Origin of the sequence: Croceivirga sp. JEA036 (genome assembly GCF_011882165.1) — a bacterium.
Lineage (GTDB): Bacteria > Bacteroidota > Bacteroidia > Flavobacteriales > Flavobacteriaceae > Croceivirga.
Genome location: NZ_JAATON010000007.1, coordinates 84,482 through 106,205 on the forward strand (window position 1 = coordinate 84,482; position 21,724 = coordinate 106,205).

17 protein-coding genes are annotated in these 21,724 nt (G+C 37.2%); 14 read left to right on the forward strand and 3 right to left on the reverse strand.

Annotation, left to right across the window (positions count from 1 at the left end):
• The first annotated feature begins 133 nt into the window (after positions 1-133).
• From HCO57_RS15315 to HCO57_RS15335, 5 genes are all read left to right on the forward strand, one after another.
• Entirely contained in the window at positions 134-580 is a 447-nt protein-coding gene (locus tag HCO57_RS15315; protein ID WP_136951486.1) for a MarR family winged helix-turn-helix transcriptional regulator, read from the forward strand.
• Positions 581-594: 14 nt separating this feature from the next.
• Positions 595-3,000 (forward strand): 3-hydroxyacyl-CoA dehydrogenase/enoyl-CoA hydratase family protein, encoded by a 2,406-nt coding sequence (locus HCO57_RS15320; RefSeq protein WP_167989755.1) that lies wholly within the window; start codon positions 595-597, stop codon positions 2,998-3,000.
• A 42-nt stretch (positions 3,001-3,042) separates the two neighbouring features.
• Positions 3,043-4,233, forward strand: coding sequence for an acetyl-CoA C-acyltransferase (locus HCO57_RS15325; RefSeq protein ID WP_167989756.1), 1,191 nt, complete (start codon positions 3,043-3,045; stop codon positions 4,231-4,233).
• 140 nt (positions 4,234-4,373) lie between these two features.
• Complete coding sequence (locus tag HCO57_RS15330) at positions 4,374-6,179, forward strand: acyl-CoA dehydrogenase family protein (protein ID WP_136951483.1); 1,806 nt, start codon at positions 4,374-4,376, stop codon at positions 6,177-6,179.
• A gap of 96 nt (positions 6,180-6,275) precedes the next feature.
• Entirely contained in the window at positions 6,276-7,697 is a 1,422-nt protein-coding gene (locus HCO57_RS15335) for a pyridoxal phosphate-dependent decarboxylase family protein (RefSeq protein WP_167989757.1), read from the forward strand.
• Here the strand turns inward: HCO57_RS15335 and HCO57_RS15340 are convergent.
• A complete protein-coding gene (locus tag HCO57_RS15340; protein WP_136951481.1) occupies positions 7,694-9,493 on the reverse strand; it encodes a glycoside hydrolase family 15 protein in 1,800 nt (599 codons plus the stop codon). The two genes, HCO57_RS15335 and HCO57_RS15340, sit on opposite strands and share 4 nt — an antisense overlap.
• Positions 9,494-9,596: 103 nt before the next feature.
• Between HCO57_RS15340 and HCO57_RS15345 the strand changes: the two genes are divergently transcribed.
• The 3 genes from HCO57_RS15345 (at position 9,597) to HCO57_RS15355 (ending at position 14,865) form a co-directional block, all read left to right on the forward strand.
• A complete protein-coding gene (locus tag HCO57_RS15345; RefSeq protein ID WP_167989758.1) occupies positions 9,597-11,807 on the forward strand; it encodes a bifunctional alpha,alpha-trehalose-phosphate synthase (UDP-forming)/trehalose-phosphatase in 2,211 nt (736 codons plus the stop codon).
• 101 nt (positions 11,808-11,908) lie between these two features.
• On the forward strand, positions 11,909-13,240 hold the full coding sequence (locus HCO57_RS15350; RefSeq protein WP_167989759.1) for a M28 family peptidase: 1,332 nt from the start codon (positions 11,909-11,911) through the stop codon (positions 13,238-13,240).
• A gap of 2 nt (positions 13,241-13,242) precedes the next feature.
• On the forward strand, positions 13,243-14,865 hold the full coding sequence (locus tag HCO57_RS15355) for a M1 family metallopeptidase (RefSeq protein ID WP_167989760.1): 1,623 nt from the start codon (positions 13,243-13,245) through the stop codon (positions 14,863-14,865).
• A 287-nt stretch (positions 14,866-15,152) separates the two neighbouring features.
• Here the strand turns inward: HCO57_RS15355 and HCO57_RS15360 are convergent, their stop codons facing one another.
• Positions 15,153-15,521 carry a hypothetical protein gene (locus HCO57_RS15360; RefSeq protein WP_136951477.1) on the reverse strand — a complete coding sequence of 123 codons (369 nt, stop codon included), beginning with the start codon at positions 15,519-15,521 and terminating at the stop codon, positions 15,153-15,155.
• A 63-nt stretch (positions 15,522-15,584) separates the two neighbouring features.
• Between HCO57_RS15360 and xerA the strand changes: the two genes are divergently transcribed.
• A complete protein-coding gene (gene xerA, locus HCO57_RS15365) occupies positions 15,585-16,712 on the forward strand; it encodes a site-specific tyrosine recombinase/integron integrase (protein WP_245167613.1) in 1,128 nt (375 codons plus the stop codon).
• A gap of 55 nt (positions 16,713-16,767) precedes the next feature.
• Here xerA and HCO57_RS15370 read toward each other — a convergent pair whose 3' ends face one another.
• The gene (locus HCO57_RS15370; RefSeq protein ID WP_167989761.1) at positions 16,768-17,046 is read right to left on the reverse strand and encodes a hypothetical protein; all 279 of its coding nucleotides are present in this window, start codon (positions 17,044-17,046) and stop codon (positions 16,768-16,770) included.
• A gap of 181 nt (positions 17,047-17,227) precedes the next feature.
• On the opposite strand from HCO57_RS15370, the gene HCO57_RS15375 reads away from it, so the two are divergent.
• The 5 genes from HCO57_RS15375 to HCO57_RS15395 form a co-directional block, all read left to right on the forward strand.
• Positions 17,228-18,727: an AAA family ATPase gene (locus HCO57_RS15375; protein ID WP_167989762.1), complete on the forward strand. Its 1,500-nt coding sequence runs from the start codon at positions 17,228-17,230 to the stop codon at positions 18,725-18,727.
• Between the two features lie 516 nt (positions 18,728-19,243).
• Positions 19,244-20,002 (forward strand): helix-turn-helix transcriptional regulator, encoded by a 759-nt coding sequence (locus tag HCO57_RS15380; RefSeq protein WP_167989763.1) that lies wholly within the window; start codon positions 19,244-19,246, stop codon positions 20,000-20,002.
• Positions 20,003-20,080: 78 nt separating this feature from the next.
• Complete coding sequence (locus HCO57_RS15385; RefSeq protein ID WP_209066181.1) at positions 20,081-20,428, forward strand: YciI family protein; 348 nt, start codon at positions 20,081-20,083, stop codon at positions 20,426-20,428.
• Positions 20,429-20,444: 16 nt separating this feature from the next.
• Entirely contained in the window at positions 20,445-20,987 is a 543-nt protein-coding gene (locus HCO57_RS15390) for an SRPBCC family protein (RefSeq protein WP_245167614.1), read from the forward strand.
• 470 nt (positions 20,988-21,457) lie between these two features.
• A partial coding sequence (locus HCO57_RS15395) for a hypothetical protein (protein ID WP_167989764.1) occupies positions 21,458-21,724 on the forward strand: 267 nt, incomplete at its 3' end.

Here is a 21,724-nt window from a genome sequence, read left to right on the forward strand (position 1 = left end):
TTTAAGAATAAGCATAATTAATATCAGAAAAATTAAGGGTTCTCCACGGAGAACCTTTTTTATTTGTCAGATAATCAAATTTATTATGCATGCATAATAAATTTTTCTTATATTTGGAGCCATAATGAGTTCTATGAAAGACATAACCATTGACTGGGCTTTAAGAGCCACTTGGCAAGCGGTTACTAGAATGTACAATGAGCAAGCCAAAGAATATGATTCTTCTATGGCTATCGGATTTACATTGTTGAGCATTGACCCAAAAGCGGGAACACCATCCACAGCCCTAGGGCCAAAAATGGGGATGGAGGCTACCAGTCTTTCCAGAATTATTAAAAGTATGGAAAGTCGCGGACTTATAGAAAAGAAACCTAATCCTAATGATGGTAGAGGGGTTCTTATACATCTAACGCCATTTGGGACAGAGATGCGCACTAAATCTAAAGACGTTGTACTTCGTTTTAACGAAGTGGTATCACGCATGGTCGAGAAAGAAGATTTAGAAGGTTTCTTTAAAACAGTAGAAGCCATCAATCAACTAATACAAGAAAAAAAAATATACACTAATTCAACAACTTAATATTCTAAAAGTACATGAAGAGGCATATTAACAAGATTGCTGTAATTGGATCCGGTATCATGGGTAGCGGAATTGCCTGTCATTTTGCGAATATTGGTGTGGAGGTCCTATTATTGGATATTGTACCAAGAGAACTGAATGACAAAGAGAAGGCTAAAGGATTAACTTTAGAAGACAAAGTAGTACGTAACCGTATGGTTAACGATGCTTTGACAAAGGCTTTAAAATCAAAGCCATCCCCTATTTACCACCAAAAATTCGCTAACCGAATTACAACGGGTAACCTAGAGGATGATATTGCTAAAGTTAAAGATGTAGACTGGATTATAGAAGTAGTAGTAGAGCGCTTGGATATTAAAAAGACAGTGTTTGAAAATCTTGAGAAATATAGAAAACCGGGTACTTTAATTACGTCTAACACCTCTGGTATTCCTATTAAATTTATGAGCGAAGGTAGAAGCGATGATTTCCAGAAGCATTTCTGTGGAACACACTTCTTTAACCCTGCACGTTACCTAAAATTGTTCGAGATTATTCCTGGCCCAAAAACGGACCCATCTGTACTAGAATTTTTAAATGGGTATGGTGAGCAGTTTTTAGGTAAAACTTCTGTAGTTGCCAAAGATACTCCAGCGTTTATTGGTAACAGAATCGGTATTTTTAGTATCCAAAGTCTTTTCCACGCGGTAAAAGATTTAGGGATGACGGTAGAAGAAGTAGACAAATTAACCGGGCCTGTTATTGGCAGACCAAAATCTGCTACCTTCCGTACAGTAGACGTAGTTGGTTTGGACACCTTGGTACATGTAGCCAATGGTATTTATGACAACTGCCCAGATGATGAACGTCACGACTTGTTTAAGCTACCAGATTTCATCAATACCATGATGGAAAACAAATGGTTAGGTAGTAAAACAGGACAAGGTTTTTATAAAAAAGTAAAGGGCGAGGGCGGTAAGAGTGAAATCCAAACGTTGGATTTAGATACCATGGACTATCGTTCTAAGAAGAGTGCAAAGTTTGCAACGCTAGAACTTACCAAAACCATAGATAAAGTTGTAGATAGGTTTGCTGTTTTATGTGGTGGCAAAGACAAGGCGGGCGAGTTTTACCGTAAAAGTTTTGGTCAATTATTCGCCTACGTATCGCATAGAATTCCAGAAATCACAGATGAGCTTTATAAAATAGATGATGCCATGAAAGCTGGTTTTGGATGGGAACATGGTCCTTTTCAAATCTGGGATGCTGTAGGCTTGGATAAAGGTTTAGAATTTATAGCAGCAGAAGGGCAAACCGCTGCCAATTGGGTAAAAGAAATGAAAGCTGCTGGGGTAACTTCATTCTACTCCGTAAAAGATGGCGCTACCTATTTCTATGATATTCCTAAAAAAGAAATGGTAAAAATTCCTGGACAGGATGCCTTTATCATTTTAGATAATATCAGAAAATCTAAAGAGGTATTTAAAAACTCTGGTGTTGTTTTAGAAGATTTGGGTGATGGAATCCTTAATTGCGAATTCCAATCCAAAATGAATACCATTGGTGGTGATGTTTTAGCTGGTTTAAACAAGGCTATTGACTTGGCTGAAAAAGACTTTCAAGGGTTGGTAGTGGGTAACCAAGCGGCTAATTTCTCTGTGGGCGCTAACATTGGTATGATATTTATGTTAGCGGTAGAACAAGAATATGATGAGTTGAACATGGCTATAAAAATGTTCCAAGATACCATGATGCGTATGCGCTACTCTTCTATCCCAACGGTTTCTGCACCACATGGCATGACTTTGGGTGGTGGATGTGAACTTTCTATGCATGCCGATATGGTAGTTGCAGCAGCAGAAACTTACATTGGACTAGTAGAATTTGGTGTTGGGGTAATCCCTGGCGGTGGTGGTTCCAAAGAGATGGCCATGCGAGCATCAGATTCTTTCCGCAAAGGCGATGTAGAACTTAATGTGTTACAAGACCACTTCTTAACTATAGGTATGGCCAAGGTTTCTACCTCTGCTTATGAAGCGTATGATTTGGGTATTTTACAGAAAGGTAAAGACATTGTTGTAGTTAATAAGGATAGACAAATAGCTACTGCTAAAGCACATGCTAAATTAATGGCAGAGCAAGGTTACACTAAGCCACCTACAAGAAAAGACATTAAAGTTCTTGGTAAACAAGCCCTAGGGATGTTCTTAGTGGGTACAGATTCTATGGAAGCTAGCCGTTACATTAGTGAGCACGACAAAAAAATTGCTAACAAGCTAGCGTACGTAATGGCAGGTGGTGATTTATCTGAGCCTACTTTAGTAAGTGAGCAATACTTATTGGATATAGAAAGAGAGGCCTTTTTATCACTATGTACCGAAAGAAAGACCTTAGAACGTATCCAACACATGTTGAAAACAGGTAAACCATTAAGAAATTAAATTTCGCTTTTAGCGTAATGCTTAAAGCCTAAAGCTAGAATAATGAAAACAGCATATATAGTTAAAGGATATAGAACTGCGGTTGGGAAAGCTCCTAAAGGGCTCTTCCGTTTTAAGCGCGCAGATGAGTTGGCGGCAGAGACCATTGAACATATGATGAAGGAGTTGCCACAACTAGACAAAAAACGTATTGACGATGTAATTGTTGGTAACGCTATGCCAGAGGGTTCTCAAGGGCTTAACATGGGACGTTTAATCTCTTTAATGGGATTAGATATTGTTGATGTACCAGGAGTTACCGTTAACCGTTTCTGTTCTTCTGGATTAGAAACTATTGGTATTGCAACCGCTAAAATACAAGCCGGAATGGCAGATTGTATTATTGCGGGTGGTGTAGAAAGTATGAGTTCTGTTCCTATGACGGGTTTTAAAACAGAATTAAATTATGATGTGGTAAAATCTGGTCATGAAGATTATTACTGGGGTATGGGTAACACTGCAGAAGCAGTTGCTGAGCAGTTTAAGGTATCTCGTGAAGAACAAGACCAATTTGCTTACAATTCACACCAAAAAGCATTAAAAGCACAAGCGGAGGACCGTTTTCAGTCACAAATTGTTCCTATTGAAGTAGAACAAACCTATGTAGACGCTAACGGTAAAAAAGCAACTAAGAAATATACGGTTACTAAAGATGAAGGTCCAAGAAAGGATACTTCTTTAGAGGTACTTGGTAAATTACGTCCTGTGTTTGCCGCTAACGGTAGTGTTACTGCAGGGAACTCTTCGCAAACGAGTGATGGTGCAGCCTTTGTAATGGTAATGAGCGAAGACATGGTGAAGGAATTAAATTTGGAGCCAGTAGCACGTCTTGTTAATTATGCGGCAGCAGGCGTTGAGCCAAGGATTATGGGTATTGGACCTGTAAAAGCAGTGCCAAAAGCATTGAAACAAGCTGGATTAAAACAAGCTGATATTGAATTAATTGAGTTGAATGAAGCTTTTGCTTCTCAATCCATAGCAGTAATTCGTGAGTTAGATTTAAACCCAGATATTATCAACGTAAACGGTGGTGCCATTGCGCTAGGGCACCCACTAGGTTGTACTGGAGGTAAACTATCTGTACAGTTGTTTGATGAAATGCGTAAGCGTAATATGCAAGGAAAGTACGGTTTGGTAACCATGTGTGTGGGTACTGGACAAGGCGCGGCAGGAATTTTTGAGTTCTTGAAATAATCCTTAAAACTGAATTAGTAATTAAATCAATAAACGTATAAAAGAATAAAATAGAGGAGTCTCCGTAAGAATGACGATGTGGTGATAGTGTGATTTTTTTCGCTCCTCTATTTTTTTATTCTTTTAAAACCTAAAAAAATATGGCAACAGAAAAGAAAGACATCCTAAGAGGTGGACAGTTTTTGGTTAAAGAAACCAAATGCGAAGATGTTTTTACCATCGAAGACTTGAATGAAGAGCAGAAGATGATGCGTGATAGCACCAAGGAATTCGTAGATAGAGAACTTTGGGCACATTGGGAACGTTTTGAAAAGAAAGACTACGCTTACACAGAAGAAACCATGCGTAAAGCAGGTGAACTTGGATTGTTAAGTGTTGCTGTACCAGAAAAGTTTGGTGGTATGGGCATGGGCTTTGTTTCTACCATGTTAGTTTGTGATTATATTTCTGGAGCTACAGGTTCTTTTAGTACAGCATTTGGTGCACATACTGGGATTGGTACTATGCCAATCACTTTATACGGTACAGAGGAGCAGCGTACTAAATATGTACCTAAATTGGCTTCTGGGGAGTGGTTTGGAGCTTACTGTTTAACTGAACCAGGTGCTGGTTCTGATGCCAACTCTGGTAAAACTAAAGCTGTTTTGTCAGAAGATGGTAAACATTACAGCATCACCGGACAAAAAATGTGGATTTCTAACGCTGGTTTCTGTAATCTATTTATAGTATTTGCTCGTATTGAGGACGATAAAAACATCACAGGTTTCATCGTAGAAAACGACCCAAGCAACGGTATCACTTTAGGGGATGAAGAAAAGAAATTGGGTATCCACTCCTCTTCTACGCGCCAAGTTTTCTTTAATGAAACAAAGGTGCCTGTAGAAAACATGTTATCAGAAAGAGGTAATGGTTTTAAAATTGCTATGAACGCTCTTAACGTTGGACGTATTAAATTGGCGGCTGCTTGTTTGGATGCACAACGTAGAGTAATTAATGAGGCTGTAAACTACGCCAATGAGCGTATTCAGTTTAAAACTCCTATCATGAACTTTGGTGCTATCAAGTCTAAAATTGCAGACATGACCACCAACGCTTATGTAGATGAATCTGCTTGCTATAGAGCAGCTAAAAATATTGAAGACAGAATAGCTATTAGAGAAGAAGAAGGAAACACTCACCAAGATGCAGAACTTAAAGGTGTAGAAGAATATGCTATAGAATGTTCTATCTTAAAAGTTGCGGTTTCTGAGCACGTACAGGAAACTGCCGATGAAGGTATCCAGATTTTTGGTGGTATGGGCTTTAGCGCAGACACACCTATGGAGTCTGCCTGGAGAGATGCTCGTATCTCTAGAATCTATGAAGGTACCAACGAAATTAACAGAATGTTATCTGTAGGTATGCTGGTTAAAAAAGCGATGAAAGGTCATGTAGATTTATTAGGACCAGCTACAGCAGTTGGAGAAGAGTTAATGGGTATACCTTCTTTTGATGCACCAGATTTTTCTGAGTTGTTTGCAGAAGAGAAAGACTTAATTAAGCGTCTTAAGAAAGTATTTTTAATGGTAGCAGGTAGTGCTGTACAGAAATACGGAACAGAATTAGAATCGCATCAACAATTATTGATGGCTGCTTCTGATATCCTTATCCAAGTTTACATGGCAGAATCTGCCATCTTAAGAACTGAGAAAAATGCGAAGCGTTTTGGAGAAGATTCTCAAGCTACGCAAATTGCAATGAGTAAGTACTATTTGTATAAAGCAGTAGACATCATCAACCAAAAAGGTAAAGAAGCGATTGTTTCTTTTGCTGAGGGTGATGAGCAACGTATGATGTTGATGGGTCTTAAGCGTTTTACCAAATACACAAATCAGCCAAATGTGGTTGCCCTTAGAACGCAAATTGCGGATAAAGTGGCTGCTGACAATGGTTATACCTTTGACTAGTTATGTTGACTTCTTAAATGAAGTAAGCTTGAAAACCGTTCCAATTGGGACGGTTTTTTTATTTCTTGTTATTGTTTGATGCCTTAGCTTTGTCCTATGGAAAACAACATCTTAGAACAGGCGTATTCGGTATCGCATTTTGAAGAATTTCTACCCCAGTTTTTAGCAGAATTTAAGGCAAGAATTAAACCTGAAGCCACTTCTAAAGTGATTGATTGGAAAAACCCAGAAACCGAATTAGATTTCTGGAAAAATTATTTGAAAGAAGGGCATCCTAACCAATTGTTTCCAGAATTATTTAAAAGAACAACACACATACAACATCCCAAATATGTAGGGCACCAAGTAGCCTCCCCTACTCCAATCACTAGCTTAACCGCAATGGCTGGCGCATTAATGAATAACGGAATGGCGGTGTATGAGATGGGGATGAGTCCTTCTGCTATAGAACGTATAGTCACAGACATCATTTGCGAAACTATTGGGTATACCACAGAAGCTGGTGGTTTTTTAACTTCTGGTGGTACTTTAGCCAACCTAACCGCACTCTTAGCTGCCAGAAGAACAAAAGTTAAAGAAGATATTTGGAATGACGGATACACAAAACCTTTAGGAATACTGGTGTGCGAAGAGGCCCACTATTGCATAGACCGTGCCGCTAGGATTATGGGGCTAGGCAGTAAAGGCATCATAAAAATAGCCGCAAAAGCCAACTATTCTATGGACACCGACCAACTAGCAGGAGCATACCAAGAAGCCTTAGATGCTGGTATACAGGTTTTTGCCATTGTAGGTTCTGCTCCTTCTACAGCTACAGGTGCTTATGATGATTTGGCTGCAATTGCACAGTTTGCCAAAGAAAAAGATTTGTGGTTTCATGTGGATGGCGCCCATGGTGGAGCTGCTATTTTCTCTAAAAAATACAAGCATTTACTAGACGGTGCCGCAGAGGCAGATTCTATGATTATAGATGGCCATAAAATGTTAATGATGCCCGTGATAACCACAGCTTTGGTATTTAAAAACAAATGGCATGCCCAACAGACTTTTAGTCAACAGGCCGATTATTTATTAGACGATAGTCAAGAAGACCAATGGTACCAAAGTGGAAAAAAAACGTTTGAATGTACCAAAACCATGATGAGTTTACATTGGTTTATTTTGATAAAGTTTTATGGCTTGGAATTGTTTGATGCTTTTGTTACCAGACAATACAATTTGGCAAAAGACTTTGCAGCAGTAATCCAAAACACCCCAAATTTTGAACTAGCGGTAGCTCCACAAAGTAATATTGTATGTTTTAGATATGTAAAAGAAGGCATGTCTGCTGCAGCGTTAAACCAGCTTAATGCAGCAATAAGGCAACAAACCTTAGAAGAAGGCGAATATTATATGGTACAAACAAAATTAAGAGGCACGCATTATTTACGTACCTCTTTAATGAATCCGTTTACTACACTAGAGCATTTAAAAGACCTATTGCAAAAAATAAGTGATTTGGCTCTAAAAAACTGCTAAGTAATATGTTCTAATATTTTTTCTTCGCGGTGTTTGTTAGAGAAAAGAATAGCGCATTCTATCAATGCCAAATGGGAATAGGCCTGTGGAAAATTACCCAGTAATCGTTTAGACTCAAAATCAATATCCTCACTAAATAAACCTAAATGATTGCTATACCCAAGTACTTGCTCAAATAATTGCTCCGCTTTTTCTTCTTCGCCCATCTTAAACAAGCTCTTTATAAACCAAAAAGTGCAAATGGTAAAAGACGATGAAGGCAGACCAAAATCGTCCTCATTTTTGTAACGATACAGCAAGCCGTCATTATTTAAATCTTTATCTATCGCCATAACGGTACTTACAAATTTGGGGTCCTTGGCATCTATAAATCCGTAGGATTCCATGAGTAAAACCGAAGCATCTAAATACGTAGAACCGTAAGACTGTACAAATGCCTTAACCTCATCATTCCAAGCATTCTCTAAAATATCGGTTCTTATTTTTTCTTCTAGTTCTTTCCACATTTCTAATTTGTGGTGTTTACCAAATATCTCTGCTACCTTTATCGCCCTATCTAAAGCTACCCAACACAACACTTTAGAAAAGGTAAAATGGCGGTCTTCTTCTCTAAATTCCCAAATGCCTTTATCTGGTTCTTGCCAATGTTTATCTACAATCCAGACAATACCTTTGGTAATACCCCATAATTCTTCGCAATTTTCTAAATCCGTTCCAAACCTGCTGACCTGTTCATGGATGACATCCATTAGTATACCATAAATATCGTTTTGGGTTTGTTGGTAGGCGGCATTACCAATACGTACAGGTTTAGAGCCTTTGTAGCCGTCTAAATGGTCTAGGGTAACTTCTGTCAGCGTTTTTTCTTTATTAATACCATACATGATCTGGAATTTCTCGTCCTTATCTGGCATCAAATCAATAATAAACTGCAAATAACGCAGTGCCGAGTTTTTGTGCCCTAGTTCTGACATTACTTTAATAACCATAGAGGCATCTCTTATCCAACAAAAACGGTAATCCCAATTTCTTACTTCACCAATAGTTTCTGGTAAAGAAGTAGTGGCAGCAGCCAACACAGCACCAGTTTTGTCATAGGTGAGCATTTTAAGCGTCAATGCACTCCTTAATATTTGCTTGTTGTACTTTTTATACGTTGGTGTTCTATCGCACCAATCTAACCAATATATTTTAGTGCGCTCCATCTCTAAATACACCTTTTCTATGTTAGGTGCCAAGAGTTTTTCATTATAGGTAATCAAAAAATAACCATCCTCTTGCAATTGTAGCGTATCACCAGCCACCACTTTTTCTTTATTGAAAGAGGTGTACAGAAAAACAGTGTCGTATTGTTGCTCATCCGTAAGGCTTACAATAAAATGTTCTTTTATAAAAGAGTTGGTAGCCTCTCTAGCATATTCTAATCTTGGATTATATTTTATTTTAAATTCTGGAGTTCCAGATATTAACTTAACATAACGAACAACCTCTGGTTGGGCATGGTAATTTCCATCCTTTTTGTGGTATCTAGGCATAAAATCGCGCAGCTCAAAACAATCTACCCCATTGCTAAACCGGGTGACTAGAATGTTGGTACGGTTCTCGTAAGCCTGGCTAATAGCATAGTTATCGTCTACCAAAATTTCAAAACTCCCCCCTTTATTTTCGTCCAAAAGCTTGGCAAAAATAGAAGATGAGTCAAACTCCGGTAAACAGCACCAATCCATAGAACCTTTAACTGATATGAGTGCTGCACTCCTGCAGTTGCCTATTATTCCATAATTTAGATTATCCATAAATTAATTTTTCGCAAAAGAATTCTTACAAATAGTTTATGACGTTGAATTTCCCGAAATTTCAAGAAACATAAAAGTAAAAACGGTTAAAAACATCAAAATAATGAGTAGAACTATCATAATCTCAAATCGATTACCCGTTCAGTTAAAAATTGACAATGGAGAACTTTCTGCCCAACCTAGTGTGGGTGGTTTGGCTACCGGTCTAAAATCTGTACATAGAGAAGGAAACGGTTTGTGGATTGGCTGGTCTGGATTAACCCAAGAAGATACCCCAAAAGCAATGGAGTCTAAAATTGACCAAGCTTTGGCAGAACTTAATTGCGCTAGAGTAGATTTAAACGCAGAAGATATAGAAGGTTTCTATTATGGCTTTAGCAACCGTACTATTTGGCCACTCTTTCATTATTTTTTAGAATATTCTGAATTTGAGCTCAATTTTTGGGAGGTTTACAAAAGTGTAAATCAAAAGTTTGCAGACGCAATTATAGAAGCTGCCAATGATGATGATATTATCTGGGTACATGATTACCAATTGATGTTAGTACCCCAAATGGTAAAAGAGAAAAAACCCGATGCTACCATCGGTTTCTTTTTGCACATACCTTTCCCTTCTTATGAGATTTTTAGAACCCTACCTTGGCGAGAAGAGGTATTAGAAGGACTTTTAGGAGCAGACCTTATTGGATTCCATACTTACGATTATGAACGCCATTTTTTAAGTTCTGTAAGGCGTTTGCTAGGTTTAGAGGTTAGTTTTAACGAGGTGTATCTAGATAACCGAGTAATAAAAGTAGACTCTTACCCCATGGGTATTGATTATGTTAAATTCCATGACGCAGCCAAACAGAGTTTACAACTCAGCGGAGCGGACCGTACGGATTTGCAAATGAAACTGGACGAGCATAAAAAATCTGCTCCAGGCACCAAACTCATCGTTTCCATCGACCGTTTAGATTATAGTAAAGGGATTGCCTCACGGATAAAAGCGTTTGAGTATTTCTTAACCCAAAATCCAGAATACAAAGAAAAGGTACGTTTAATAATCCTTGCGGTACCGTCTCGTTCTAACGTTCCGCAATACCAATTACTTAAAAAAGAAATAGATGAGCTCATTGGTAGAATTAATGGCGAATTGTCTACGGTAAACTGGACGCCAATATGGTATTTTTATCGCTCTTTACCTTTTGAAAATTTAATAGATTTATACACTTCTAGTGATATTGCTTGGCTTACCCCTATACGAGATGGGATGAATCTGGTAGCTAAAGAATATATTGCATGTAGGATAGATAAAAGTGGGGTTTTAATTTTGAGTGAAATGGCTGGTTCTGCAAACGAAATGAGCGAAGCACTCCTTATAAACCCTAATAATTTTGAACAGCAAGCGCAAGCACTAAAGCAAGCTATTACTATGCCTTTAGAAGAGCAGCAAGAGCGTAATTCCTTACTGCAAAAACGCTTAAGTCGCTATAACGTAGAAACTTGGGCTAATGACTTTATGACTGCATTACAGGAACAACAACAAGAAGAGAACGTTTATGTAAGCCAGAAAATAAATAAAAGTCTTTTAGAAACCTTAGTGGCCAACTATGATGCTGCTAAAAAGCGTATACTCTTTTTAGATTATGATGGCACCCTATCTGGTTTTCATAAAGACCCGCAAAAAGCATCTCCAGATGAAGAATTATATCAGTTATTAGATACACTACACCATCAAGAAAACACTACCCTATTTTTAATCAGTGGTAGGGATAAAGAAACTTTTACCAAGTGGTTTTTACCTAAAAAATACAACATGATTGTAGAACATGGGGTATGGATTTCTAGAGGTGGAGAAGACTTTACCCTTTTAGAACAGGTAAAAGGAGATTGGATGGAAAAAATAAGACCAGTATTAGAATCTTGGGTAGACCGTACACCTGGTTCTTTTATAGAAGAGAAAAACTATTCCTTGGCATGGCACTACCGTAACACGGACCCAGACTTTGGAGAAAAAAGAGCTACCCAGTTAAATACTGTACTTACAGGTCTCATTGGCAACGATGATATTAGCGTATTGAACGGTAATAAGGTTATGGAGGTAAAAAGCAGCAATGTAAATAAAGGTAGAGCATCTGTACGCATGGTAGCAGAGGGCGACTACGATTACATTTTTGCTATTGGAGACGATTGGACAGACGAGTTTATGTTCCAAGAGTTACCAGAACAAGCGGTTACCGTGAAGGTGGGACTAAAAAAAACGCATGCCAAATACCATGTAGAAGGCACTAAGAAGGTGAGAGAGGTTTTAAAACGATTTGCTAAAATGTAAGTCTATTTATTTTTTTTTAACTTCCACAATAAAATATAATCCACGGTTAGTATTAGCTGTGGATTATTATTTTTAATACCACTTATTAGAACTCAAAAAAAATGAAAAAGCTAGCAACTCTCCTATTTATGCTACCATTGGTAGCTTTAGCCCAAGTAGACACCCGTATTTATGATATCATAGAGGCTGTTTCTGCAGAGCGAATTGAAAAAGATATTACCACTTTGGTAAATTTTGGCACCAGACATACCTTAAGCGATACCACAAGTGCTACTACAGGTATAGGTGCTGCCAGAAGATGGATTATTAAAGAATTTGAACAAATCTCTAGTGATTGTAACAACTGTTTAGAGGTGTTTTACCAGAAAAACTTTGTGCCCAAAGGCGATAATGCCCGTATTGTTAAGGATGTTTGGGTTGTAAACGTTGTCGCTATAAAAAAAGGAACAAAGTACCCCAACAGATATATTATTATGAGTGGGGATATAGATTCTAGAATAAGTGACCCAAATAATTATACAGACACCTCTCCCGGAGCAAATGATAATGCCAGTGGCATGGCTGGCACCTTAGAAGCTGCACGTGTATTGTCTAAATACGACTTTGAAAGTAGTATAATTTTTGTTGGGCTCTCTGGAGAAGAACAAGGCCTTTATGGTGGTAAAGGTTTAGCTGCCTATGCTAAGGAAAAGAATTGGGATATAGTAGGTATTCTAAATAATGATATGATTGGGAATATTACTGGGGTAGATGGGATAGTAAGTAATACTGATTTTAGAATTTTTTCTGAACCTGTACCGCCCACAGAAACCGAAAACCAACGAACAGCCAGAAGATTTTATGGCGGTGAGGTAGATGGTATTTCTAGACAATTGGCACGTTATGTACATAAAATGACCAAAACCTACATGCCAGAGATGAATCCTATGCTTATTTACCGTTTAGACCGTTTTGGTAGAGGCGGCCACCACAGACCTTTTAACGATGCTGGTTTTGCGGGAATACGTATAATGGAGGCGCATGAAAATTATACCCAACAGCACCAAGATTTACGAACAGAAAATGGCATTGCCTATGGGGACGTTTTAGAACACGTAAATTTTAACTATGCTAAAAAATTAACGGCTGTAAACGCCATAAATCTAGCAGGTATAGCATGGGCTCCACCGGCGCCAACGCAGGTAAAAATTGGTGGTATAGTACAGCCTTATGCCAAACTAGTTTGGGAAGAAGTTCCGGGCGCAAAAGGCTATAAAGTATACTACAGAGATACAACTTCTCCTACTTGGGATAATTTTAAGTATGTAGAGAACGTTAAAGGAACAACTTTAGAAGGTATTGTATTAGACAATTACTTCTTTGGGGTTGCTGCCGTTGGTGCAGATGGGCATGAGAGTATTGTAGTTTTCCCTACGGGAATTATTAGAAATTAAACATGAAGAACCTTTTTACCCTAGCAATTTCCTTAGTTACGCTTACAGCGAGCGCACAAGATGTTGCTATTACAGAAGACGATTTTTTAAGAGGAAGTATAACGCCAGAACGAGCGTGGTGGGACCTTACCTATTACCATTTAGATATTACGGTAAACCCAGAGACCAAAACCATTAAGGGCAGCAACCTTATTAGGTTTAAAACGTTAGAGGAAGGTTCCATGTTGCAGGTAGATTTGCAACCGCCATTATACATAGAAAAAATTACCTACCAAGACCAAGAATTGGCTTATAAAAAGAAAGGTACCAATGCGTTCCATGTGTTGTTTGATGCTCCTTTGCCAAAAGGGGAAGAAGCAGAAATAAAGGTGTATTATGCGGGTAAACCACGAGCAGCTCGTAGAGCACCATGGGACGGTGGTTTTTCTTGGAAAACTGATAGCAAAGGCCAGCCGTTTATAGCCACATCTTGCCAAGGCCTTGGTGCAAGCGCATGGTGGCCATGTAAAGACCATATGTATGATGAGGTTTCTTCTATGGATATAAGTGTTACTGTACCCTCTAACCTAATGGATGTATCTAACGGTACCCTAACTAAGGTAGAAGAAAACGGAACCACCAAAACCTACCACTGGCACGTAGACAACCCAATAAATAACTACGGAGTTAATGTAAATATTGGGGACTATGTGCATTTTGATGAAGTGTACCAAGGAGAAAAAGGACCGTTACAACTAGATTATTATGTGCTAAGAGAAAACCTGGAAAAGGCAAAAAAACAGTTTACCCAAACCCCGATGATGTTAAAAGCATTTGAACATTGGTTTGGTCCGTATCCGTTTTATGAAGATGGTTTTAAACTGGTAGAAGTCCCTTATTTAGGAATGGAACACCAAAGCTCTGTTACCTACGGTAATAATTTTGAGAATGGCTACTTAGGTAGAGATTTATCGGGTTCTGGTTGGGGAATGAAGTTCGATTTTATTATTATTCATGAAGCTGGGCACGAGTGGTTTGCCAATAATATTACTTATAAAGATATTGCAGACATGTGGGTGCATGAGGGTTTTACGGCCTATTCTGAAAGTTTGTATTTGGACTATCATTTTGGTACAGAAGCTGCCAATGCCTATGTTATAGGGACGCGCAAGAATATTAAGAATGATGCTCCAATAATAGGTAGATACAATCTTAATAAAGAAGGTTCTGGCGATATGTATTATAAAGGGGCCAATATGCTACACACTATTAGACAAATACTGAATGACGATGCCAAGTGGCGTTCTATACTACGCGGGCTCAATAAAGATTTTTACCACCAAACTGTGACTACACAACAAATAGAAAAATATGTAGCAGACCATTCTGGACTAGATTTAACCGCGTTTTTTGAGCAATACCTGAGAACCACAGACATCCCCGTGCTAGAATACAAGTTTAACGGTAAAAAACTAGAATATAGGTTTACCAAGGTTGTTGATGGTTTTACCATCCCTGTAAAATTTTGGGTGGGTGATGCTCCCGTATGGGCAACCGTAGGCACAGCATGGCAAAGCACTAAAGTTAAAGGAGATTCTGCTACTATAGACGAAAACTTTTATGTAACGCCTAAAATGGTAAAATAAACCAACTACAACCCTAGAAATTTAGATACCCCAAACAGATGTATACGGTTTGGGGTATTTTTATGCGTTTTTTGTGCCAGAATTCCCCGTTACTTTTTTAATAACAACTACTAAAAGGTGTATTAGCGCCTAATTCTAAACACTTAATAGGTAAAAATTAAATTGTACATTAAAACATCGTACAGGGACGATACCCTTTTTATTTACGCTTCGCCCTAAAAAACTATAGGCACTAATTTTCATCGACCTAAAACACTATTTTTAAACTACTTATTCTTGGAATGCCCCTACTCCATGTACGGCTGCCAAGTAACTAAAACGTATTTGGTTTTGTTATTTTCGGTCCTTTTTAAAAATCCATATTCAAACACAAACAAATAAACATCGCCCTTAGTATTCTTCCAATAATGCGTAAAAAACTTAGGGTTAAACCCTTGTTTATGCAATTCTTCTGCACGGACTATAGCTTTACCTGCTTTGTTGTAACTGCGTAATACTTTTCTGTTGGTTCTTAATTGCTTTTCCACCCTAAGGTAAAAGGTTTCTGTTTGTTGTCTTTTTTCGTACTGATGTATGGATTTACATTTTACAGAGCAATAAATTTTATCGGTTCTACCTTTGACAGTTGTATGGCAAACAGGGCACATTCTATCCATAATAAACGCATATTATACGCTTAAAATACGATTTATGGTCCATTTTTATATTAGGATTGCAAAATGATGACAACAAAATCCATTACGCTGCACCATTTAATGATTGGTAACGAACGTAAAATTGGCATTCAATTTAGTCCAGATAAGCTAATCCAAGATTTACTAAAGGGTTTACCCAATTGTAAATGGAGTACGGAATATAGCATGGCCTATATACCCAATACTGCTGCTAACTTAGCTGCCATTTACAGCACTTTTAAAGGGGTAGCTTGGATTAATTACAATAAATTTTTGACCAACAGACCCATAAATACCAACAATCCTGAAGTTAATGTTACGTATTACCGAGAACGGAATCTACCCCCAGGGTATAGACGGTGTCCTGAACCCTATCTACAACGGTTAGAGCTTAAACGCTATGCTAACAATACGGTTAAAGTATACGTGCAATTTTTTGAGCAGTTCATTAACATGTACCCAGACCAAGCATTAGAAACTTTAAACGAGACTGATGTACGCAGGTATTTACAAACCTTGATACATAAGAACTTATCTACCTCTTATATTAACCAAGCTATTAATGCTATTAAGTTTTATTATGAAGGGGTGCTGGGCATGCCCAACAGGTTTTATGACCTGGAGCGGCCCAGAAAAGAGCGCCATTTACCCAAAGTAATCTCTAAAGACGAAATTTTAGCCATAATTACACATGCCCGTAACCTAAAACACAAATGCATAATACAATTACTATACTCTGCAGGTTTACGACGTAGTGAATTGGTACAATTAAAATTGGAAGATATTGATAGCCAGCGTATGCTTATTCATGTAAAACAAGGAAAAGGCAACAAAGACAGATATACCCTTTTGAGTACTAATGTACTAGCAGATTTACGATTATATTGTGAACAGTGGCAACCTAACACTTATTTGTTTGAAGGAATGAACGGGAAACCCTACAGCCCCGTTAGTGTTTTAAAAGTAGTAAAATCTGCTGCAGAACGCGCGGGGATACGCACAAGAGTTACACCGCATATGCTGCGGCATAGTTTTGCTACACATTTGCTAGAAGCAGGCACAGACATAAGACAAATACAGGTTTTATTGGGGCATAGCAGCACCAAAACAACAGAAATTTATACACATGTTGCCAACCATACTTTTACAGCAATAAAAAATCCTTTAGATTAGTAGAGACAAAGTAGATATATCCGTCATATGACGGATATCCAATTGTTAGGGTGCATTAGAATCGCAATACATAATTATCTTTCAAGTCTCTTAGGGCAGAAAAATATCCTTCTTTAAAATCCCTTTGTTCATCATATTTTGGGTAATCATCACCACTAAGATATGAATGAACACCTCCAGCAAAAGTGCCACTACAATAAGGATAAACTTCTCTTGCGTGCTTAATTACTTTTTTACCTTTATTTGGTAAGGTGTAATTTCCATTATGTTCGTGTTTTACAACCTCCATTAAATTACTTTCATCAAATTCTTGTTTACATATTCCGCATTCCATAATAAATAACGCACCCTAACAACGTATAAAAACAAAAGCTATTCAGGTGCTTATTTCTAAGGCTTTTGTTTGTTTATTATATGCTAACCTTATTCATGCGTGGAGCATATTTACACGCTTCAATTTTTATACAACCACGTTGTAGGCCATTTTAAACCGAATTCTGACCAAAAGATAAAATATGAATATAACCAACCTTCAGATTACAAAATTTAGACATCTAAATGATATTAATGTTGAACTTGGTAATAGATTAACAGCAATTGCAGGTCAGAACGGAACTGGTAAATCGACCGTTTTAGGTTTATTAGGACACGTTTGTAGAGAAAAAACTCGATTTAAGACTTTTGACAACAAACGGTTTGAAACAGATTATTCTGAAATATTTCGATTTTCGTTTCCTGAATTTGACAAACCAAAAGAGCATCTTTATGAAGTAAATTTCTCAGATAATACATCTACCCAAGTTATGTCTTATGCTCGTAAGGAAAGAGGAAAGGATGAAAGTCTGAGACTAAGAGTTGGCCAGAGCACGAAAGATGGTGGTAAAATCAACTTTCCTGTTTTATTTTTGGGTCTTAAAAGACTAATTCCACTTGCTCAAGAAAGAAAAGTAGATGTAAATAATCATAGTCTTTCTGACGAAGAATTAGAATACTACAAAAAGTCTCATAATCAAATTCTCTTAATGCAAGACGAGATTTCGAGCGATGAAGTCAAGTCAACAAGCAAACATTTCTTAGCCGCCAAAACTGATAAATATGATGCTATTGGAAATTCCGCAGGACAAGACAATATTGGCCAAATAATTACAGCAATCATTTCTTTCCAAAGATTAAAAGAACACTTGGGTGATGACTACAACGGTGGTATACTCTTAATTGATGAACTTGATGCGAGTATGTTTCCAGCGGCACAAGAAAAACTTATTGAATTTCTTTTTAAAGCTTCTTCGAAATTAGATTTGCAATGTGTTTTCACAACGCATTCGATTGAAATTTTGGAAATTCTACTAACATCGAAATATAAACATCAATCTAAAGTTTGCTATTTACATAAAGCTAATGGGCCAATTCAAAAAGCACAAGAAAGCAATTTAAAAGAAATAATTGCCGACTTGAAAGCTGAAGTTTTAATAGACAAAGTAAAAGACCTAAAAATCGAAGTTTATTTAGAGGATAAGGAAGCTGAACAACTACTTAAATCAATTTTAACACCAGCGATAAAGAAAAAAATAAAAATAATTCCAGAAAATTTTGGAGCAGAATTATTGTTAACATTAGCCAATAAAAAAATACCTGCATTCAAACGCAGTGTTATTGTTTTAGATGGTGATAAACAACCGTCAGTTGTAAAGCCAAATCCAAGAAATGTAATCACACTACCAGGTGATGATAGTCCTGAAAAAATTATGTTTAACTTTTTAAAAAGTTTGGATGCAAACCATCCATTTTGGGGTAGTGTTGGTGGTTACACGAAACAAGTTTGTTTCAGAGATTTACCGGAAATTGGTAATAGAGATGTGATGAAAAATTGGTGGAAAAGCCAAATAAAATATTGGGGAGTTAACGGTAGGAAATTATTTAGCTATTGGAAAACTGAAAATACCGAAGCAGTCGAGAAATTCAACAAGGATTTTGAAAAGAAAATAAAAACGGCCTACAACAATGTGTATAAGTAATAGCGGTTTAAGTGTTAAAACGAAAGTATGAACATAAAAACAAAGGTCAGTGAAAAACCGAAAGGTTCGTGAGTAAAAATCCGCTACTACTCATACACTAGACCGTTGTCTGTAATGCTAGAGCTGCTTTCTCGAGCAAAAATATCTTAAAGTTTACTCAGCCGTTTTTCTTACTCGCTGTTGTTATGTTGGAATTTTTAAGCCATAATCTGCCTCTAACGAAGACATCACAGACCGATTGCTAACTCGTACGGAAGCTTTCCTAGCAGTTCGGAGGGTAACGCAAGCAGAACGTGGTGACTGCCACTCCGTGGTGGCCCTGCGGGGCAATAATCACTACAGACAACAAAACCTATAATTCATTGGGGGTCGATTTTCTAATCGAAAATCGACAGTAAAAAGCTATCTTTAACCTATGGCGGGATTTTCATTGCGTAAAATTCCCCAACAAATCATAGCTAACGCGTTGGCGGTAATACAAACAAGAACCTAAATATTTAAGGTGCAAGATTTATAATGAATAATAAAACTGATTTTTTTAATATTAATAATACTGTATTGTCTCTATCCAATGTAGATGCACAACAAACTTCAGATTATTTAGCAACAATCAAGGCTATAGCAAAACTAAATAATATGTGCCTTTATGTTATAGATTATCACAAACAGGGTTTTGAATATGTATCTGAGAATCCATTATTCCTTTGTGGTCTTTCTAAAGATGAAGTGCAAGAAATGGGATATGATTTCTATTTTAAGTTTGTGCCAAAAGAAGACCTGAACTTGCTGCTTAAAATAAACCAAATAGGTTTCGATAAATACCTGCAAATACCCATTGAAAACAGGTTAAATTACACTATTTGCTACGATTTTAAACTGATTAATTCCGAAAACAAAACAACCTTAATAAATCACAAACTTATTCCTTTGTTTCTAACTAAAGATGGTAAAGTTTGGAAAGCCATTTGCTTGGTAACACTTTCAACATCCACTCAATCAGGAAACATTAAAGTCTTTAATGAAAAAGGGCAACTAACATTTAAATATAACCTTAATGAAAATTATTGGATTAATGTAAAACCAATTGTCCTTTCTGAAAGAGAAAAAGAAATTATTCGTTTATCAGTAAAAGGATTTAAAGTAAATGAAATAGCCAGCGCTTTATTTATTTCTAGTAACACAGTAAAATTTCATAAAAAACAACTTTTTGAAAAACTCAATGTTACTACTATGAATGATGCTATATTCTACTCCTACAACAACTATCTTATCTAAAAAACTACCCAATTGTGTAGTTCGTTCCTTAATATTCCTTTATAATTTTGGCATTATTTAATCAATTAAACAGTCAAAATGAAACAAAAAACAGAATTTATGCTGCTATTTAGATACGAACCAAGCAACGAAGAGCCAACCCAAGAGCAACTACAAGAAATGCACAAACAATGGGGAGAATTTATTGGTGGAATTGCTATGCAAGGAAAATTGGTAAGTACGCATCAATTAGGTTTTGAAGGAAAAAAGATTTTTGCCAATCAAAACACAGAAGATGGATTCCATATTGCCGAAGGACAAACCATAGGTGGTAATATGGTTTTGAAAGCAGAATCTATGGAATCTGCAACAGAACTTGCAAAAAAATGCCCTATACTTTTTATTGGCGGCACAGTTGAAGTAAGAGATGTAATACCAATGAATTAACAATAAACTTTTTAAAATGAGCAAGAAAATGATATTCGCAATAATTGGAATCGCTTTTCTAGCGTTCATCGGATTTGGCTTGTATAAAGCCAGTGATTTAAAGTCAATTCAAATCGTTAAAACAGTTACCATTAAAGGAACTAAACAAGAAGTTTTTGATATGGTAAAATACTTGAACAACTTCCCGAAATGGTCGCCATTTTTGGCACAAGACCCAACACAGAAGTATGAAGTTAAAGGAAAAGACGGAACAGTTGGTGCGCAATACCATTGGGACGGAAATAAAGGAAAAGATTTGGGGTATCAGGAAATCGTAAAAATTGATGAACTCAATTTTGTGGGGATGAAATGTGATATTCAAAAACCTTTTGTTGCAAAACCAACATTTGACTACTACTTTAAAGAAACAGCAAACGGAATTGAAGTTAATCAAGATTTTAAATTGGAATCTGGTTTAGTTGACGCATTTTTTATGTGGCTGTTTGGTGCAAAATCCGAAATGGAAAAGACCAATCAGCAAGGAATGGAATTGTTAAAGAAAGCAGTTGAAAACGGTTAATAACAAGACTAAGAACGAATGAAAGTACTACCGCCAACACGGTGTATAAGCAATAGCGGTTCGAGTTAGCACTCAAACCGTTTTTGCGTTTTATTAAGTATCTTGTATTCCGAAAATTTAGTGCATTTTAATCCGCTACTGCTCATACACAAGTCCGTTGTCTGTAATGCTAGAGCTGCTTTCTCGAGCAAAAATCTTTTAAAGTTCACTCAGCTGTTTTTCTTACTCGCTGTTGTTATGTCGGACTTTTTAAAGCCAAAGTTTTTCTTTACCAAAGACTTTACAGACGGAATTCTTACACGGGTTGAAAGCCTTCCATTCAGTACGGAGGGTTACGCAAGCAGAACGTGATGACTTTCCACTCCGTGGTGGCCCTGCGGGGCAATAATCACTACAGACAACAAAACCTATAATTCATTGGGGGTCGATTTTCTAATCGAAAATCGACAGCAAAGAGCTATCTTTAACCTATGGCGGAATTTTCACTGCGTAAAATTCCCCAACAAATCATAGCTAACGCGTTGTGCTTCATGTTGAAAAAATTAGAAATGGAAGTAAATCTTGCATTTTATAGAAAAAAGGACTGGGGAAAATTCTTGAGGATGATTGATGACAGGGAGAGTATGTTCGACACTTGGAAGGAATGGAACAAATCCTATCTTAGAACAAAGAAAGAACTCACGTCAAATGGACTAAAAGTCAATGAAGTTGAAGTGGATTTAGCCGAACTTTACAAA

What these genes read in the sequence shown, in the direction of transcription:
- HCO57_RS15350 (WP_167989759.1), top strand. Translation starts at nt 11,909, where the DNA reads ATGAAAAAGCTAGCAACTCTCCTATTTATGCTACCATTGGTAGCTTTA.
- HCO57_RS15330 (WP_136951483.1), top strand. Translation starts at nt 4,374, where the DNA reads ATGGCAACAGAAAAGAAAGACATCCTAAGAGGTGGACAGTTTTTGGTT.
- xerA (WP_245167613.1), top strand. Translation starts at nt 15,585, where the DNA reads ATGATGACAACAAAATCCATTACGCTGCACCATTTAATGATTGGTAAC.
- HCO57_RS15355 (WP_167989760.1), top strand. Translation starts at nt 13,243, where the DNA reads ATGAAGAACCTTTTTACCCTAGCAATTTCCTTAGTTACGCTTACAGCG.
- HCO57_RS15390 (WP_245167614.1), top strand. Translation starts at nt 20,445, where the DNA reads ATGAGCAAGAAAATGATATTCGCAATAATTGGAATCGCTTTTCTAGCG.
- HCO57_RS15380 (WP_167989763.1), top strand. Translation starts at nt 19,244, where the DNA reads ATGAATAATAAAACTGATTTTTTTAATATTAATAATACTGTATTGTCT.
- HCO57_RS15320 (WP_167989755.1), top strand. Translation starts at nt 595, where the DNA reads ATGAAGAGGCATATTAACAAGATTGCTGTAATTGGATCCGGTATCATG.
- HCO57_RS15335 (WP_167989757.1), top strand. Translation starts at nt 6,276, where the DNA reads ATGGAAAACAACATCTTAGAACAGGCGTATTCGGTATCGCATTTTGAA.
- HCO57_RS15325 (WP_167989756.1), top strand. Translation starts at nt 3,043, where the DNA reads ATGAAAACAGCATATATAGTTAAAGGATATAGAACTGCGGTTGGGAAA.
- HCO57_RS15385 (WP_209066181.1), top strand. Translation starts at nt 20,081, where the DNA reads ATGAAACAAAAAACAGAATTTATGCTGCTATTTAGATACGAACCAAGC.
- HCO57_RS15315 (WP_136951486.1), top strand. Translation starts at nt 134, where the DNA reads ATGAAAGACATAACCATTGACTGGGCTTTAAGAGCCACTTGGCAAGCG.
- HCO57_RS15340 (WP_136951481.1), bottom strand. Translation starts at nt 9,493, where the DNA reads ATGGATAATCTAAATTATGGAATAATAGGCAACTGCAGGAGTGCAGCA.
- HCO57_RS15360 (WP_136951477.1), bottom strand. Translation starts at nt 15,521, where the DNA reads ATGGATAGAATGTGCCCTGTTTGCCATACAACTGTCAAAGGTAGAACC.
- HCO57_RS15345 (WP_167989758.1), top strand. Translation starts at nt 9,597, where the DNA reads ATGAGTAGAACTATCATAATCTCAAATCGATTACCCGTTCAGTTAAAA.
- HCO57_RS15370 (WP_167989761.1), bottom strand. Translation starts at nt 17,046, where the DNA reads ATGGAATGCGGAATATGTAAACAAGAATTTGATGAAAGTAATTTAATG.
- HCO57_RS15375 (WP_167989762.1), top strand. Translation starts at nt 17,228, where the DNA reads ATGAATATAACCAACCTTCAGATTACAAAATTTAGACATCTAAATGAT.